The sequence below is a fragment of the Bacteroidota bacterium genome, assembly GCA_016715425.1.
In the GTDB taxonomy this organism is placed as follows: Bacteria; Bacteroidota; Bacteroidia; order Chitinophagales; family BACL12; genus JADKAC01.
Genome location: JADKAC010000007.1, coordinates 23,357 through 39,497, shown reverse-complemented (window position 1 = coordinate 39,497; position 16,141 = coordinate 23,357). Strand labels below are relative to the sequence as shown.

Annotated in this window: 16 protein-coding genes; 14 read left to right on the top strand and 2 right to left on the bottom strand. The window is 34.6% G+C overall.

Annotated elements, in window-relative coordinates; all coding sequences use genetic code 11:
• Nucleotide 1 precedes the first annotated feature (1 nt).
• Entirely contained in the window at nucleotides 2-781 is a 780-nt protein-coding gene (gene cysQ / locus IPN31_12370; protein ID MBK8682667.1) for a 3'(2'),5'-bisphosphate nucleotidase CysQ, read from the top strand.
• Between the two features lie 96 nt (nucleotides 782-877).
• On the opposite strand, the gene IPN31_12365 is transcribed toward cysQ, so the two are convergent.
• Complete coding sequence (locus IPN31_12365; protein MBK8682666.1) at nucleotides 878-1,156, bottom strand: hypothetical protein; 279 nt, start codon at nucleotides 1,154-1,156, stop codon at nucleotides 878-880.
• Between the two features lie 191 nt (nucleotides 1,157-1,347).
• Here IPN31_12365 and IPN31_12360 point away from each other — a divergent pair, with 191 nt between their 5' ends.
• From IPN31_12360 to IPN31_12340, 5 genes are all read left to right on the top strand, one after another.
• Entirely contained in the window at nucleotides 1,348-1,977 is a 630-nt protein-coding gene (locus IPN31_12360) for a fibronectin type III domain-containing protein (GenBank protein MBK8682665.1), read from the top strand.
• 191 nt (nucleotides 1,978-2,168) lie between these two features.
• Nucleotides 2,169-5,654: a T9SS type A sorting domain-containing protein gene (locus IPN31_12355; GenBank protein ID MBK8682664.1), complete on the top strand. Its 3,486-nt coding sequence runs from the start codon at nucleotides 2,169-2,171 to the stop codon at nucleotides 5,652-5,654.
• A gap of 16 nt (nucleotides 5,655-5,670) precedes the next feature.
• A complete protein-coding gene (locus IPN31_12350; GenBank protein ID MBK8682663.1) occupies nucleotides 5,671-6,228 on the top strand; it encodes a Fic family protein in 558 nt (185 codons plus the stop codon).
• 177 nt (nucleotides 6,229-6,405) lie between these two features.
• Nucleotides 6,406-6,642, top strand: coding sequence for a hypothetical protein (locus IPN31_12345; protein MBK8682662.1), 237 nt, complete (start codon nucleotides 6,406-6,408; stop codon nucleotides 6,640-6,642).
• Nucleotides 6,627-6,923, top strand: coding sequence for a type II toxin-antitoxin system RelE/ParE family toxin (locus IPN31_12340; protein ID MBK8682661.1), 297 nt, complete (start codon nucleotides 6,627-6,629; stop codon nucleotides 6,921-6,923). Before IPN31_12345 ends, IPN31_12340 begins: the two co-directional genes overlap by 16 nt.
• 111 nt (nucleotides 6,924-7,034) lie before the next feature.
• On the opposite strand, the gene IPN31_12335 is transcribed toward IPN31_12340, so the two are convergent.
• Nucleotides 7,035-7,547: a virulence RhuM family protein gene (locus tag IPN31_12335; protein MBK8682660.1), complete on the bottom strand. Its 513-nt coding sequence runs from the start codon at nucleotides 7,545-7,547 to the stop codon at nucleotides 7,035-7,037.
• 546 nt (nucleotides 7,548-8,093) lie between these two features.
• On the opposite strand from IPN31_12335, the gene IPN31_12330 reads away from it, so the two are divergent.
• From IPN31_12330 to bshC, 8 genes are all read left to right on the top strand, one after another.
• Nucleotides 8,094-8,318: a hypothetical protein gene (locus tag IPN31_12330; protein MBK8682659.1), complete on the top strand. Its 225-nt coding sequence runs from the start codon at nucleotides 8,094-8,096 to the stop codon at nucleotides 8,316-8,318.
• A 136-nt stretch (nucleotides 8,319-8,454) separates the two neighbouring features.
• The gene (locus tag IPN31_12325) at nucleotides 8,455-11,334 is read left to right on the top strand and encodes a glycosyl hydrolase (protein ID MBK8682658.1); all 2,880 of its coding nucleotides are present in this window, start codon (nucleotides 8,455-8,457) and stop codon (nucleotides 11,332-11,334) included.
• A gap of 132 nt (nucleotides 11,335-11,466) precedes the next feature.
• Complete coding sequence (gene rpmB / locus IPN31_12320; GenBank protein ID MBK8682657.1) at nucleotides 11,467-11,703, top strand: 50S ribosomal protein L28; 237 nt, start codon at nucleotides 11,467-11,469, stop codon at nucleotides 11,701-11,703.
• A gap of 10 nt (nucleotides 11,704-11,713) precedes the next feature.
• Nucleotides 11,714-11,902, top strand: a complete 189-nt coding sequence (gene rpmG / locus IPN31_12315; protein MBK8682656.1) for a 50S ribosomal protein L33 — start codon at nucleotides 11,714-11,716, stop codon at nucleotides 11,900-11,902.
• A gap of 2 nt (nucleotides 11,903-11,904) precedes the next feature.
• On the top strand, nucleotides 11,905-12,078 hold the full coding sequence (locus tag IPN31_12310; GenBank protein MBK8682655.1) for a DUF4295 family protein: 174 nt from the start codon (nucleotides 11,905-11,907) through the stop codon (nucleotides 12,076-12,078).
• Between the two features lie 75 nt (nucleotides 12,079-12,153).
• On the top strand, nucleotides 12,154-13,104 hold the full coding sequence (ftsY, locus tag IPN31_12305; protein ID MBK8682654.1) for a signal recognition particle-docking protein FtsY: 951 nt from the start codon (nucleotides 12,154-12,156) through the stop codon (nucleotides 13,102-13,104).
• 12 nt (nucleotides 13,105-13,116) lie between these two features.
• The gene (gene rimO / locus IPN31_12300) at nucleotides 13,117-14,427 is read left to right on the top strand and encodes a 30S ribosomal protein S12 methylthiotransferase RimO (GenBank protein ID MBK8682653.1); all 1,311 of its coding nucleotides are present in this window, start codon (nucleotides 13,117-13,119) and stop codon (nucleotides 14,425-14,427) included.
• 12 nt (nucleotides 14,428-14,439) lie between these two features.
• Nucleotides 14,440-16,035, top strand: coding sequence for a bacillithiol biosynthesis cysteine-adding enzyme BshC (gene bshC, locus IPN31_12295; protein ID MBK8682652.1), 1,596 nt, complete (start codon nucleotides 14,440-14,442; stop codon nucleotides 16,033-16,035).
• Nucleotides 16,036-16,141: the final 106 nt, after the last annotated feature.

Sequence of the window (16,141 nt, the reverse complement as noted above, 5' to 3'; positions counted from 1 at the left end):
GATGTTAGAAAAAATTGACGTAAAAAAAATTATTGCTATCACTCGTGAAGCAGGAGAGAAGATCATGGAAATTTATGATACCGATGATTTTGCGGTGGTGGATAAAAGTGATAAGTCGCCGTTAACAAAAGCCGATAAAGCAGCCAATGAAATTATTATTAAAAGATTACAAGAATCCTATCCGGAAATTCCAATTATCTCCGAAGAAAATAAAGCTATTGATTACAGCACAAGAAAAGATTGGGATTGGTTTTGGTTGGTGGATCCATTAGATGGCACCAAAGAATTCATTAAAAAGAATGGTGAGTTCACAGTAAATATTGCGTTGATTCATAATGGAAAACCTGTGATGGGAGTGGTGGGTGTACCTGCACAAAATAAAATGTATTATGCAGTGCAAGGAAGTGGTGCTTTTAAAATTGATGAACAAAATAATGAAACAACATTGCGCATTAATACACCTCGTGCAGATACGATTGCATTAATTGGAAGTCGCTCACATCCTTCACCAGAATTTGATGCATACTTAAAAGATATGGAATCAAAATATGCAAGAGTAGATTTTGTTCCTGCCGGAAGTTCATTAAAATTTTGTTTGGTTGCCGAAGGGAAAGCAGATGTCTATCCTCGCCTGGGACCTACAATGGAATGGGACACCGCCGCCGGACATGCAGTAGTGTTAGAAGCAGGCGCAAGAGTAAAAATATTTAATGCTGAAAATGATTTGAGTTACAACAAAGAAAATTTATTGAATCCATTTTTTATTGTTGAGAAAGCATAAACGCACTTAATCAAATTTTTAAAGAGCACCGGAAGTTTCGGTGCTTTTTTGTTTGGTAAAAATTGCCTGCAAAAATGTTTATAGCATAATAAAGTATCAGTACATTTTGCATTTTGCATTTTCATAAGAAATGTTATCATGAAAAATCTTCCATAATTCAGCCTGTATTTTACGGAAGCCAGAGATCGCATTACGCAAGCCGAACTCCAGATTAGGGAAACCCAAGACCGGATTACGGAAGCTAGAGTCTGAATTAGGGAAGCCGAAGTCCGGATTACGGAATCCCACCACCAAACTACGGAAGCCAAAGGTCGGATTACGGAAGCCGGAGGCTGGATTAGGGAAAAAACTGCCCGGATTAGTTAAGATTTTCATTTTCTTCAGTAAGAAAATCATTTTCTTACTCTCAAAACAACATTGTTTAATGGAAAAATGGTGTTATTTGCCTGATTTTCAGGCTAATATACTATTGTCACGAACTTTCATACACTTTAATACGCTTTAATACGCTTTTGCGGATTTTGCCATACGTTTGATTATTCAACTCACAATCTAAACCCATTAACATGGCACAAGTAAAACTTGAACTAAGTTCAATGACCAATGAGGAGGTTATAGCCTTTGCTCAAACCATTGTAACCAGTATGACCGGAAATGCAAACTTTGCAACTCCCAACCCTTCACTTGCTAACCTTGCCGCAGCAATTACCAATGCGCAAACCAAGGTGAATAACGCCAATAATAAGCGGCAGCAAAGTGAAAACGCCACCATACAGGCAAACGTGGCTATTGGTTCTCTTAAAGACGGGCTCACTTTAGAAGGCAGTTATGTACAAAATGAATCCGGTGGCGATCCGGATATTATTACAAGCTCGGGAATACCTATAAGAGACGAACGAGCTCCTAAGCCGGTTCCTGCCAAAGTTTCTGACCTGAGCCTTACACAGGGCGACGACGAAGGCGAAGTAGATATTCACTGGCATCCGCAAGTAAAAATAGTAGCATCATATAGTATCCGCTATACTTATGGCGACATTAATACACCCGACTGGCACAATGCCCCTGAAAGTCCTACAAAAAGTAAATACACTTTAGCCGGACTCACAAAAGGTCAACAGGTTTGGATAGAAGTAGCCGGCAATAATGCACAGGGAAAAGGCGGCTGGAGCGATCCTGCAGTGATTTTTGTTCCCTGAAATTTTTAATTTTTGTATTTTTCCATATATTAAACACTGCTCCGGATGTTTATTCGGGGCAGTTTTTTTTGGGGGATAGAATGCAGATACGGCTTATTGAAGATTTAGCAGAATTTGTATTTTTCTTTTTTTTACAAACATCATCATCTTATCTTTTAAAGAATCCACTTATTTTTAACAAAATTTTTTTTATGAAACACTTTACACTCTTTATAATTCTTTGTTTCTATTCAGTTTTTATTTCAGCCCAAATAGTAGGCACCAATGCATTCATGAAAGGCAACTATGTGCAGGCCGGTATAAGTTCAAGTGGTTGTTTTGTAACCGATAGCCTTCCCCCGGCAGGTTATGAAGTAACTGGCTTAACAGGTTTAGGATTTATCGCAGATCCTGATGGTGATGGCTGGGATGTTGGTACTCCAAATTATTGTGGCGATTATTCTAACGCTGGTGCACCAGTAGAATCTTGGGGTGTGCAGATAAACGAAGTTTCTTATTTTAATGATCTATATACTAGTTATTTTGATATTTCGGGTGCTTTAACTTCTTATACAGCAGCGGGCGATTCTATTATTGTGATTTGGCAAGGTTCGATAGCAGGGGTGGATATTATTCAACGCACTGTGCTGTACAGCAATAATTTCTTTATCACTACAGAAGTAACTTTTATAAACTTAAGTGGTGCAGACATTAATAACATTTATTATGTAAGAAATATTGACCCGGATAATGAGATCCTTTCCACCGGTTCTTATGTAACAATTAATTCCATAGATTCACTTCCTTACCCGGGTGATTTAGATGCTGTGGTTACAGCCGTAGGTACTACATATGGTTGTTATCTTGGCCTTGCTGCACGTCACCCTAATGCAAGAGGTTCTTTTGGAACCTTTTTGATTGGATATAATGGTACTTTATCAAATGCTTATTATGGCATAGAGCCTTATACATCAAGTGGCACAACAATAATGGACTTTGGTATTCAATTATCCTTTTATATTCCTTTTCTTGCTAATGATGAACAAACAACAGTTGCATTTGCCTATGTTTTTCGTGAGGAAGATTTAGAGGATGCATTAGCGTTCTATAATCCTGTATATGATTGTACAGGTGTTCCTGAAGTTTTCCCTGCCGAATCTACTGCAAGTACGACATGTGCTTCTGAAGAGTTTACAGTATCTGTTACTCCATTGGTTGCGGAGGTGGTGGGAAATATTTATCAGTGGCAGAGGTCGACTGATGGAGTGGTTTTTACCAATATTAGTGGTGCAAGTTCTATAAGCTATACAACCACACAAACTGAGGCTACTTGGTACCGGTGCAAAGTGAAATGTACTATAAGCAGCGAATCAACTATTTCTGAGCCTGTATTTGTAGATACCATTTGCTATGGATGTATGGACCCATTGGCATTAAATTATAACCCCGAGGCAAATTCGGATAATGGAAGTTGTGCTTATCCATGTCTGGAAATCGATTGGGATAATACGATCGGTGGGGGAGACGATGATTATTTTAGTGCTATTCAACAAACTACTGACGGCGGATATATTATAGGCGGATATTCTCAATCGGGAATTTCATACGACAAAACAGAAATCAGCAGGGGAGGTTATGATTATTGGGTTTTAAAACTGGATAATAGCGGTTCTATAGAATGGCAAAAAACAATTGGAGGTAGTGGTGATGATATACTTGTATCTTTTCATCAAACTACAGACGGTGGATATATTCTTGGTGGAAATTCCAATTCGGAAATTTCCGGCGATAAGACTGAAGCATCACAATCCAGTTTTAGAGCTGACTACTGGGTAGTTAAACTTGATTCTGTAGGCAATATTGAATGGCAAAATACAATAGGGGGAAATTTATATGATTACCTCTCTTCTGTCCAACAAACTGCAGATGGTGGATATATTATTGGTGGAAAGTCTTCATCTGACATATCCGGAGATAAAACAGAACCCAACCAAGGGGATTGGAATACTTATGACTACTGGGTAGTTAAACTTGATTCTATTGGCAATATTGAATGGCAGAATACAATAGGTGGCAATGCCTATGATAACGTAGGAATAACTTCTCAGACCACAGATGGAGGATATATTGTTGGTGGTGAATCCGGCTCGGGCATTTCAGGCGACAAGACGGAAGAGAATATAGGAAATGTTGATTTTTGGATTGTAAAACTTGACGAAAGCGGTATTATAGAATGGCAAAAAACTATTGGAGGAACGAGTTCTGAAGTACTTACATCGATTCAGCCAACCTCAGATAATGGATATATTATTGGCGGATCTTCGTGGTCCGATATTTCAGGAGATAAATCTGAGAATTCGTTAGGTGATAATGATTATTGGGTTGTAAAGCTCAATAGCAGCGGTACCATAGAATGGGATAATACAATAGGAGGATCCGCTTCGGATTTTCAACCTACTGTTCAACAATCGTCAGATGGTGGATATTTTGTTGGTGGACAAACTTATTCATTAATTTCCGGCGATAAAACTGAAGACTCTTATTTTAAAGATTATTGGGTGATTAAACTGAAGAGCGATGGATCGGTAATTTGTCAGAATACAATCGGTGGGAGTTCTAACGATCACCTCTATGCCATTTATCCTACATACGATGGCGGGGTTATACTGGGGGGGCATTCAGAATCTCATAGTTCCGGTGACAAATCAGAAGATAATAATGTATATCATGATAATGATTTTTGGATAGTTAAATTAGGCTGCTCATCTTACAATACTTATTATGCTGATGCTGATGCAGATGGATATGGAGGTATGTCAGATTCCTTAACCGGCGGTTGTAATACTCCTCCGGGTTATTCGCTGCTGAGTGGGGATTGCGATGATGCAGATAATACTATTCATCCGGATGCAACAGAAATCTGCGATGGCTTAGACAATGATTGCGATGGAGATATTGATGAAGATGTTGTAGAAACTATTTCTATTTCTGCTGATGGTCCCACTACTTTTTGTCAGGGAGATAATGTTGAACTCACTGCAACTTATTCAGGTACTTCAATACAATGGAAAAAAAATGGATCAAATATTCCCGGTGCTACAAGTGCCACATTGAGTGTAAATTCCAAAGGCTATTATTCTTGTATAACTACAAGCGCATGCGGCACGGCTATATCCGATACTATACAGGTAATAATAAAGAAAAATCCGAATGCTTTTATAACTGCAGGCGGATCCACATCATTCTGTGCCGGTGACAGTGTAACCTTATCTGTTGCTCCTGTGGCAGGCAGTACTTACCAATGGCTTAAGGGGGGCATAATTGCAGGTGCAACATCCACTACTTATGTTGCTACCACTTCAGGAAATTATAAATGCCAGGTTACAAAAACATCAACAGGATGTTTTAAAAATTCGAATGTAATTACTGTATCCATAGTTTGCCGTGAAGCAAATATTGAAGCCGAAAATACATTTACATTATATCCGAATCCGGCAAAGGATATTATAACTATTGAAACAAATTACTCTACCGAAAAAACATTTTATATAACTGATGCATTAGGCAAACTTATTCAGACAATTCATACCTCAGAAAATACTATTACTATCGAATTAAATCATTATTCAAGTGGTATATATTTTATAAAAATGGATGATGGATATAATTCGGTTACACAAAAATTTGTAAAGGAATAGGGAATGTTTTATTACAATGAAGAATATAGATAAATTAAGTTTGGAAAATGCATATCACTTATTCGAATCTGGTGATATAAATAATATTGAAGTTGGGACAACTAAAGGTCTTCAAGAAATACATAAATATCTATTAGATAAGCTATATGATTTTGCAGGACAAATACGCACAAAAAATATAACCAAGGGTAATTTCCGATTTGCAAATGCTTTATATCTGAATGAAATATTATTAAAAATTGAGCAAATGCCTGAGAATACTTTAGAAGAAATTATTGCCAAATATGTTGAAATGAATATTGCTCATCCTTTTATGGAAGGCAACGGCAGAACAATGCGCATTTGGTTAGATATGATTCTGAGATTAAGATTGAAAAAAGTAATTAACTGGCAACATATTGATAAAGCACTTTATCTGCAAGCAATGGAAAGAAGTCCGATTAATGATTTGGAATTGCGCACTTTGCTTTCCACTAATGTAACCCATGAAGTAGATAATAAAGAAGTGATTTTTAAGGGCATAGATCAATCTTATTATTATGAAGGATATGAGAAGGTTAGCGATGATGAATAATAATTTCAATAATTAATTTATAATAGTTGCATTGAATTCCTTCTATAGGTTGATATCCTTACCAAACAAAAGGGTCACGCTATCTACGGAACAAATGCCAAATGCGGGGAGTCTACTGCAATAGATTAGTAATACCTGCTTACAGAAATAATTATATTAAATTTGATAAAAGATTACATGTCAAATCAGGAATTAAAAAAATTATTAATAGATAAGATTCATTCAACTGAAGATAGTGCGCTTTTAGAAGAAGCGATAAGATTGTTGGATATTGAAATTAATGATAGTGAAATATACATACTTTCCGAGTCAGAATTAGATGCGATTTCAGAGGCAAGGCAGCAAATTAAAAACGGAGAATGCTTAACTAATGAGGAAGCCTCTCAACTCATAAATAAATGGCTAAAGAAATAATTTGGTCAAAACGAGCTCTTAAAGACAGATTTCAAATTCTAGAATATTGGATAAATAGGAATCAATCCTCAAGTTTTAGCAAAAAACTTGATCTTATTTTTTTACAAAAAATTAAACTTCTCTCTTTATATCCTCATATCGGCAAAAAAACCAATTTTGATAGTATCAGAATTAAAGTAGTAAATAACTATTTAATTTTTTATGAAATTTCTGAAACACATATATATATTCTGTCTATAAAAGATGGTAGACAAAATCCTATGGAATTTAAAAATATTTAATCTAGAATTTATTAGAATTTCATTTCTGGAACAGAATATTTGTATTTCTTGCAATCTTTAGCAGTTGTCAAGGATTTCTTGACAACTGAACCCGCCTCTAACTCTTTTTCTCTAAAAACAATTATTGATGTGCAAACTTATATTTTGTCTGGTTTGGGCAAAAAGTGTTACCATTTGTGTCTGATTAAGCCAAACTGTATTATCATCGATTCTTACTTCAATATGCTCGGGCAGTTCATCCATCCGTTGATTTATAGCGTAGCCTTTTAATAAGTACTCTTTCAACGCTCCATTTGCCCAAACACGAAATTGTGTACCTCTTTTGGAATTAACCCTGTAACCCACCGAAAGTATTGCATCTAAATTATAATATTCAATTTCTCTTGTTACTTCTCTTCCAGCCTCCATTTGAACTGTTGCATTTTTTGCAACAGTTGCTTCTTGGTTCAGCTCTCCTTCCTTAAAAATATTTTTAAGGTGTCGTGAAATAACAGATTTATTCCTTTCAAAAAGTTGAGCTATTTGATTCAGCGAAAGCCAGAAAGTTTCATTTTCTTCATCAATTTGAACTTCAATATGTAGTGGCAATTCATCTAATTGATATAGAATAATTTCGTTTTTCATAATACCGCAAATTTGAATTTATTTACCTTTCCAATTATAGTAAATATTGAATTCAAATTTAATATGTTTATTAGTTCGTTGGCTGAGAATGATTTTTGTTTTTAGCAAAAAAGAGATAAATGATTTTTTATGCATACATTTTAAATTGTTTTTGAGGTGTGTAATGCGCCTTAAAATACGAGATACTTCAATCCATATTTTATTAATTAATTTATTTTCTCTTTAAATATCTAATAAGTTTTAATTGAAGAGTAATCTGTTTAGATTCCTTCCCACCATATACCCCTTCCATGCCAGCAGGTTCCTCAAAACTTAGCATTGTGTATTTGTCTGAATCACTGATTTACACGGATTAGAGGATTACACAGATTTGTTATGTCTTTGGATTTAGAAATCAGTGTAATCAGTGTCAGCTATATAATTCCTGCCTGCCGGTATGCAAGCATGATTCAGACAAAAAATAATTGCACATATAACTCAGTTTTAAAAGTAAAAATACTATGAACAAGTTGACAGAAATTATTAAATTTGATATAAGCTAAAATCATGACACGTAAAACGATTATTGATAGAACACTTAAAGTAATTAATCAACTGCCTGAAGAAAAGGCAGAAGAAATATCCATTTTTGCAGACTTTGTAATGAAACGATTTGAAGAACAACAACTAAATGAGCAATTGTTACAAATTAATCAAAAGAGCAATGCTTATGAATTTCTAAATGATGAAGAAGACATTTATTCAGTCGCTGATTTAAAGGAGATATATTAAGTTTAAAAGTATAAACAGAATAATCACTCTATCCATCAAGTTTTTTCATTTCAGAGTTTCCCCAAAGAATCTTTTCAGAACAATTCCCCCATTCCTACCACTACTTTTTTTATTTTCGTGAGATAACACTTTATTTATGAAGAAGAATATAATCATTATCACATTAAGCATTGCATTATTAATGCAATCCATTGCAATTGCACAAGTAAAATCAACATCAGCAAACGATAGAATTAATAGTTTGAAAACTGTAGAAGATTTAAAAGAAAAGTCACTTGTAAAAAATTTACAGTTTCAAAATATCGGTCCAACAATTATGAGTGGAAGAGTTACAGATTTAGATGTGAATCCCGATAACCCATTTGAGTTTTATGTGGCGTATGCTTCCGGTGGTTTGTGGTACACAAATAATAACGGACTTTCATTCACACCGGTTTTTGATAATGAAGAAGTAATGACCATTGGCGATATAGCAGTGCATTGGAAATCAGGAACTATCTATGTTGGTACAGGAGAAGTAAATTCCAGTCGTTCATCGTATGCCGGAATTGGTATTTATAAATCAACCGATAAAGGCAACACATGGAAAAATATTGGCTTACCTGAATCACATCATATTGGTGCTATTTTAATTCATCCCGATAATCCGGATATAGTTTGGGTGGCTGCATTAGGCCATTTATATTCTGCAAATAAAGAACGTGGAATTTATAAAACTATAGATGGCGGAAATTCATGGAAACAAGTATTGTATGTGGATGAAAATACCGGGGGTGTTGAATTAAGTATGCAGGCAAATAATCCGAATATTATTTATGCTGCTATGTGGAATCGTGAACGCAGAGCCTGGGATTTGGTGGAATCAGGTAAGGGTTCCGGAATTTATAAATCAACTGATGGCGGTGATAATTGGAATAAACTCAACACCGAATTTTCGGGATTTCCAAGTGGTGCAGGTGCAGGTAGAATTGGTATTGCAGTAGCTCCAACTAATTCAAATATAGTGTATGCAATTATTGATAATCAATTTCCAAGAGAAGAAGAGAAAGAAGAAGATATTGATACTAGTATTTATACCATAAACGATTTTAAAAATATTACTAAAGAAAAATTTCTTGATTTAAATAATATAAAGTTGGATGCATTTTTAACCGACAATTATTTTCCTGAAAAATATACTGCTGATGTATTAAAACAAAAAGTAGCATCTGGAGAATTCAGACCAACAGTTGTAAATGAATATTTGAGTCTGGGCGATTATGTATTTAATTCTCCCATTAAAGGATGTGAAGTTTACAGAAGTGATGATGCAGGAATAACATGGAAGAAAACCTATGAAGGATATTTGGATGATGTGTATTATACCTATGGATATTATTTTGGAAAAATTCATGTGTCACCACAAAATGCCGATAAAATAATTATCTACGGTGTGCCTATTTTAAAAAGTGTAGATGGCGGAAAAAGTTGGAACAGTATAGATGCCGATAATATGCATGGTGATTTTCATGCACTGTGGTTTAATCCAAAAAATGATGATGAAATAATTGTTGGCAATGACGGCGGAATTAATATTACTTACGACGGGGGTAAAAATTGGATAAAGCCTGCTTCACCTCCTGTCGGTCAGTTTTATTCTGTAGAAGTGGATAATGCAACACCCTATAATGTGTATGGTGGATTGCAGGATAATGGTGTTTGGTTTGGTCCATCGGATTATTCAGAATCTACAAATTGGCAATCATCCGGAAAATATCCGTATGAATTTATTAATGGGGGAGATGGTATGCAAGTGCAAGTGGATAGCAGAGATAATAGCACTATTTATAGCGGATTTCAATTCGGCTATTATTCACGAATTAATATTAAAGAAAATGATGAATTGGAAATTCGTCCTCGGCAAGATGTAGGTGAATATCCATTGCGATTTAATTGGCAAACACCCATTTGGTTAAGTCGCCATAATCGTGATATTTTATATTATGGCTCAAATCGTTTTCATCGTTCTTTAAATAAAGGAGCTGATTTGGAAACATTAAGTCCAGATCTTACTACAAATCCCAAACAAGGTGATGTGCCTTATGGTACAATTACAACTATCCATGAATCACCATTAAAATTTGGATTATTATACTGCGGAACTGATGATGGCAAAATACATTTTAGCAATGATGGAGGATATAGTTGGAAAGAAATTAGTAAGGCTTTGCCACAAGGTTTATGGGTGAGTCGTGTTTGGGCTTCGGCACATAAAGAAGGCAGATTATATGTTTCATTGAATGGCTATCGTTCCGATAATTTTCAACCATATATTTTCGTAACAGAAGATAATGGAATCACATGGACAAATATTTCTTCAAACCTTCCATACGAACCGGTAAATGTAATTAAGGAAGGTCCGGCCAATGAAAACTTATTATTTGTTGGTACTGATAATGGGTTATATGTTTCATTAGACAGAGGCAAAACATATATGGCATTTTCCGGTGGATTACCCAGAGTAGCAGTGCACGATTTGGTGATTCAGGAACGTGAAAAAGATTTAGTGGTAGGCACACATGGCAGAAGTATTTATCGTGCTGATTTAGAAGAATTATCATTGATGTATGCAGAGGTATTGAATTCTGAATTATATGCTTTTCCTGTAGAGAAAATGCGTTACAACAAACGACAAGGAAATAAGTATTGGAATTTTGGCGAACCAGTTGAACAATCTATAACGCTACCTTATTTTTCTTCTGAAAATACAAATATGAAAGCGGAGATATATAATTCCGGCGATACACTGATGATTGCATTAACGGATACAACAGAAGCCGGACTTAATTATTTTATTTACCCATTAACTATTGATGATAGAATTGCAAATTCATTTAATGCATCGCAAGTGAAGGGGGCAAAAAATTATAAGAAAGCAGATAACGGCAAATATTATTTAAAGCCGGGGGATTATTACTGCCTTTGGACAAAACCCGATGGAACCACAATGAAGCAAACGTTTACAATATCAGAATAGCGATAAAATCTTTGGGTTATATCATTGAAATATCTGGCAATCCACATTACTATGTTGGCATAATCCACAGGTTTCTTGTTTGGTTTGGTAAAAATTCCGATATTTGCAGTCCATTTTCAGAAAAATATTTTCATGGCACGTGTTTGCGAATTAACAGGAAAGAGAACTATTTCAGGGAACAATGTTTCCAAGTCAAATAGAAAAACAAAGCGCAAGTTCTATCCGAACTTACAGAAAAAGCGTTTTTATTTAGAAGAGGAAGATCGTTGGATTACTTTAAAAGTAGCGACTACCACTTTGAAAACAATAAATAAGAAAGGGATAACCGCTTATTTAAATGAATGGAAAAAAGAAAACAAACTTAATTAAATCCTAAGTAATGGCTAAGAAAAGCAAAGGAAATAGAATACAGGTAATACTGGAGTGCACTGAGCAAAAGACTACGAATGTGCCCGGAGTATCAAGATATATTACTACTAAGAATAGACGTAATACACCTGACAGGATTGAACAAAGAAAGTATAACAAACTTTTAAAGAAAGTAACAGTTCACAAAGAAATTAAATAATCATGGGAAAAGTATCAAAAAACGCCCGGGTAGGTAAAGGAAAAATTTCCGGTGGCGGAAAAGAAATGGTGAAAGTTATTGTAACAGAGAAATCTGCAAAAACAGGAGCCTATATTTTTAAAGAAAAAATAGTACATAAAGATAAAGTGCAGGAAATGCTGAAAGGCAACTCCTGAAACGTTTCAATAAAATAACTGAACAGCTTCTATGCAACATAGGGGCTTTTTTTATTTATAATATATCAATATCACATGGCATTTTTTGGATTATTTAATAAAGAGAAAAAGGAAGATCTCGATAAAGGTTTGGAAAAAACCCGTACAGGAATTCTTTCACGTATTACAAAAGCTATTGCAGGAAAAACTAAAATTGATGATGAATTTCTGGATGAGTTGGAAAATATTCTTGTTAGCAGTGATGTGGGAATTAGTACGACAGTAAAAATTATTGATAGAATTGAAAAGCGTGCTGCCCGTGATAAATATATGGGTGAAGAACAATTGAATGAAATGCTGAAAGAGGAAATTGTTGGTTTGCTCACAGAGAATAATGTTGCTGATTATACAGATTTTGAAATACCAGTAAAAACTCGCCCGTATATCATGCTAATCGTTGGTGTGAATGGTGTTGGAAAAACTACTACCATTGGCAAATTAGCGTATCAATTTAAAGCCAAAGGATTTAAAGTATTATTGGGTGCGGCAGATACATTTCGTGCAGCAGCGGTTGATCAATTAACTATCTGGGCAAAACGTGTTGATGTGCCTATTGTGCAAAAAGGAATGGGTGCTGATCCCGCAGCCGTGGCTTTCGATACAGTGAATTCTGCAAAAGCACAAAATGCGGATGTGGTGTTGATTGATACCGCAGGAAGATTACACAATAAAGTCCACCTGATGAATGAACTGAGTAAAATAAAACGGGTAATAGAAAAAGTATATCCTGATGCACCTCATGATGTGTTATTGGTGTTGGATGCTTCTACCGGACAAAATGCCTTTGAACAAGCTCGTCAGTTTATTGCTGCTACAGAAGTTACTGCCTTAGCACTTACAAAATTAGATGGCACTGCAAAAGGTGGTGTTGTACTTGGTATTGCGGATCAATTTAAAATTCCTGTAAAATATATTGGTGTAGGAGAGAAGATGGAACAACTTCAGGTGTTTAATAAAGAAGCATTTGTAGATGCATTGTTCAAATAAAAAAATAATTCGTTGAAGACAAAACATTCAAATAAAGACAAAGTAAATATCATCACACTTGGCTGCTCAAAAAATATTGTTGACAGCGAAGTGATATTATCTCAATTGAAGGGAAATGATATTGATGCTTATCATGAACGACCAAAAGATGATTGCAATATCGTTGTAATTAATACTTGTGGATTTATTGAAAATGCGAAGCAGGAAAGTATCAATACTATTTTAAATTATGCGGATGCAAAGGCAAATGGTGAGATAGAAAAGTTATATGTTACCGGTTGTTTATCGCAGCGTTATCGAGAAGAATTGCAATTGGAAATTCCGCAAGTAGATGCATGGTTTGGAACAATGGAATTGCCCGGTTTATTGCAAAAATTTAATGCAGATTATAAACATGAATTAATTGGTGAGCGTAGTCTTTCCACACCAAAACATTATGCGTATTTAAAAATTTCAGAAGGTTGTAATCGCACTTGTGCATTTTGTGCAATTCCTTTAATGCGAGGCGCACATCGTTCCAAAACAATAGAAGAAATAATTACAGAAGCAAAACATCTTGCATCCATTGGTGTGAAAGAAATAATGCTTATTGCGCAAGAGCTTACTTATTACGGATTAGATATTTATAAGAAAAGAGCTTTATCGGAATTGCTGTATAAATTAAATGCTGTGGAAGGCATTGAATGGATTCGATTACACTATGCATATCCTTCTAAATTTCCAATGGAAATTATTGATGCAATTGCCGATTGTGAAAAGGTTTGTAATTATCTCGACATCCCTTTACAACATAGCAGTAATAATGTGTTGGAAAGAATGCGTCGTCAAATTACTGCTGAAGAAACAAAAGAACTTATAGCTGCAATCAGGAATAAAATTCCGGACATTACATTGCGCACAACAATGTTGGTTGGATTCCCCGGCGAAACAGAAGAAGACATAGAAAATTTATTGGAGTTTATTAAAGAAACTCGCTTCGATAGATTAGGTGTTTTTACATATTCTCACGAAGATGGCACAAGTGGTTTTACATTAGATGATGATGTTCCTGAAGAAATTAAACAGGAAAGATTAGCAAGGGTTATGGAATTGCAAGCAACGATTTCTTTGGAAATTAATCAAACCAAAGTGGGTAAAATTTTCAAAACTATTATTGATAGAAAAGAAGGTGGTTATTTTATTGGTAGAACAGAAGGGGATAGTCCGGAAGTGGATAATGAAGTGCTGATTGATGCTGCAAAACATTTTTTGCGTGTTGGAGATTTTGCAGAAATAAAAATTACTTCTTCCGAAAATTTTGATTTGTTTGGTGAACCTGTTTAATTAAAACTTGTAATGCAAAAAATAAATATTTCACATACACAATCCGGATATCTGAATCGGTTAATGCTTGACTATATTGCGGATAGTGAATTGACAAAATCTTTTTACAATAAAAGAGTTTCCATTTCCAATCTTATTGAAGCTGCAAAGCCAGAATCATTTCAACATATTGACAGAGCTGTATTAGAAAAAGTATTATTGGATCAAAATAAGGATTTGAATTTAAGTGATGCCACAAAAAATAATATTCTTTTATTTAAAGAAGAATATTCTTTTTGCATTGTAACTGCACATCAACTCAATATTTATACAGGACCACTTTATGTAATTTATAAAATTGTTTCTACTATAATTGCTTGCAGAGAATTACAATTACAAACGCCGGAGAAAAACTTTATTCCCGTATTTGTTCTTGGCTCTGAAGATCATGATTTAGCGGAAATAAATCACTTTAATTTATTCGGTAAAACATATACATGGAATTCTGATTCAACCGGTGTTTGTGGTAGAATGCCGACAACAGATTTGCAGGAAATAACAAATTCATTGTCTTCTTTATTCAAAGGCAATACAATGATTGATGAATTGCTTACAATTTTTAATAAAGCATATAACGGCACTTATACTTTAGCGCATGCAACAAGAATTATTTTAAATGCATTGTTCGGGAAATACGGACTTGTAATAATTGATAGCGATGACGCAAGATTGAAGGCAAAGACTATTGATATTATCACCGAAGAGTTATTGAATCAATCTTCTTTTAAATTGGTGTCGGCAACAAATGAAAAATTACAACAACATTATAAAGAGCAGGCACATGCCCGTGAAATAAATTTGTTTTATGTGGTTGATGGTATTCGTGAGCGCATCGTTTATGATTTAGAAAACGAATTGTATTCGGTGTTAAATACTGATTTACAATTTACTAAAGAATCTATTTTGCAAATAGTGAATGATAATCCCGAACGGTTTAGTCCGAATGTGATTTTACGACCATTATTTCAACAGAGAATATTACCTGCATTAGCGTATGTGGGTGGAGGAGGAGAATTATCTTATTGGTTACAATTAAAAAGTGTTTTCGAATTATATCGTATTCCATTTCCTGCATTGATGTTGCGCAATTCCGTTCTATTAATTGATAAGAATACGCAAAAGAAATTACAAAAATTAAATCTGGAATTAACTGATTTTTTTGAAGAAGAAGATTCGCTCATTAAAAAATATATATTAGAGAATACAGATAAGGAGATTTCTTTAGAACAAGAGAAGTTATCCATTGAGGAGTTGTATAAACAACTGCGTGAAAAAGTAAATGCGATAGATACTACACTCGAAAAATCGGTATCGGCAGAAATGCAGAATGCGATAAATGCATTGCAAAAGTTAGAGGCAAAGCTTTTAAAATCTCAAAAGAATAAATCAGAAACTGAAATAAATCAGATACGTGCTGTGCGTGAAAAGTTATTTCCCGGCGGTATTCCACAAGAAAGATTTGATAATGTAATATCACGGTATTCAATTTTTGGAGATGATTTTTTTGAAATTCTAATTGATAATTTGAATCCGTTTAGCCCTTATTTGACTGTTCTTTTCGAGGATTAGTAACAATTCCTGTTATCGGTTTCATATCCTAATTTGTACTTTTATAATTGAATCCCTTTTATTTAACTCAGGTGGCTGTCACATTTGTTTTTTAATTAATTGTTAT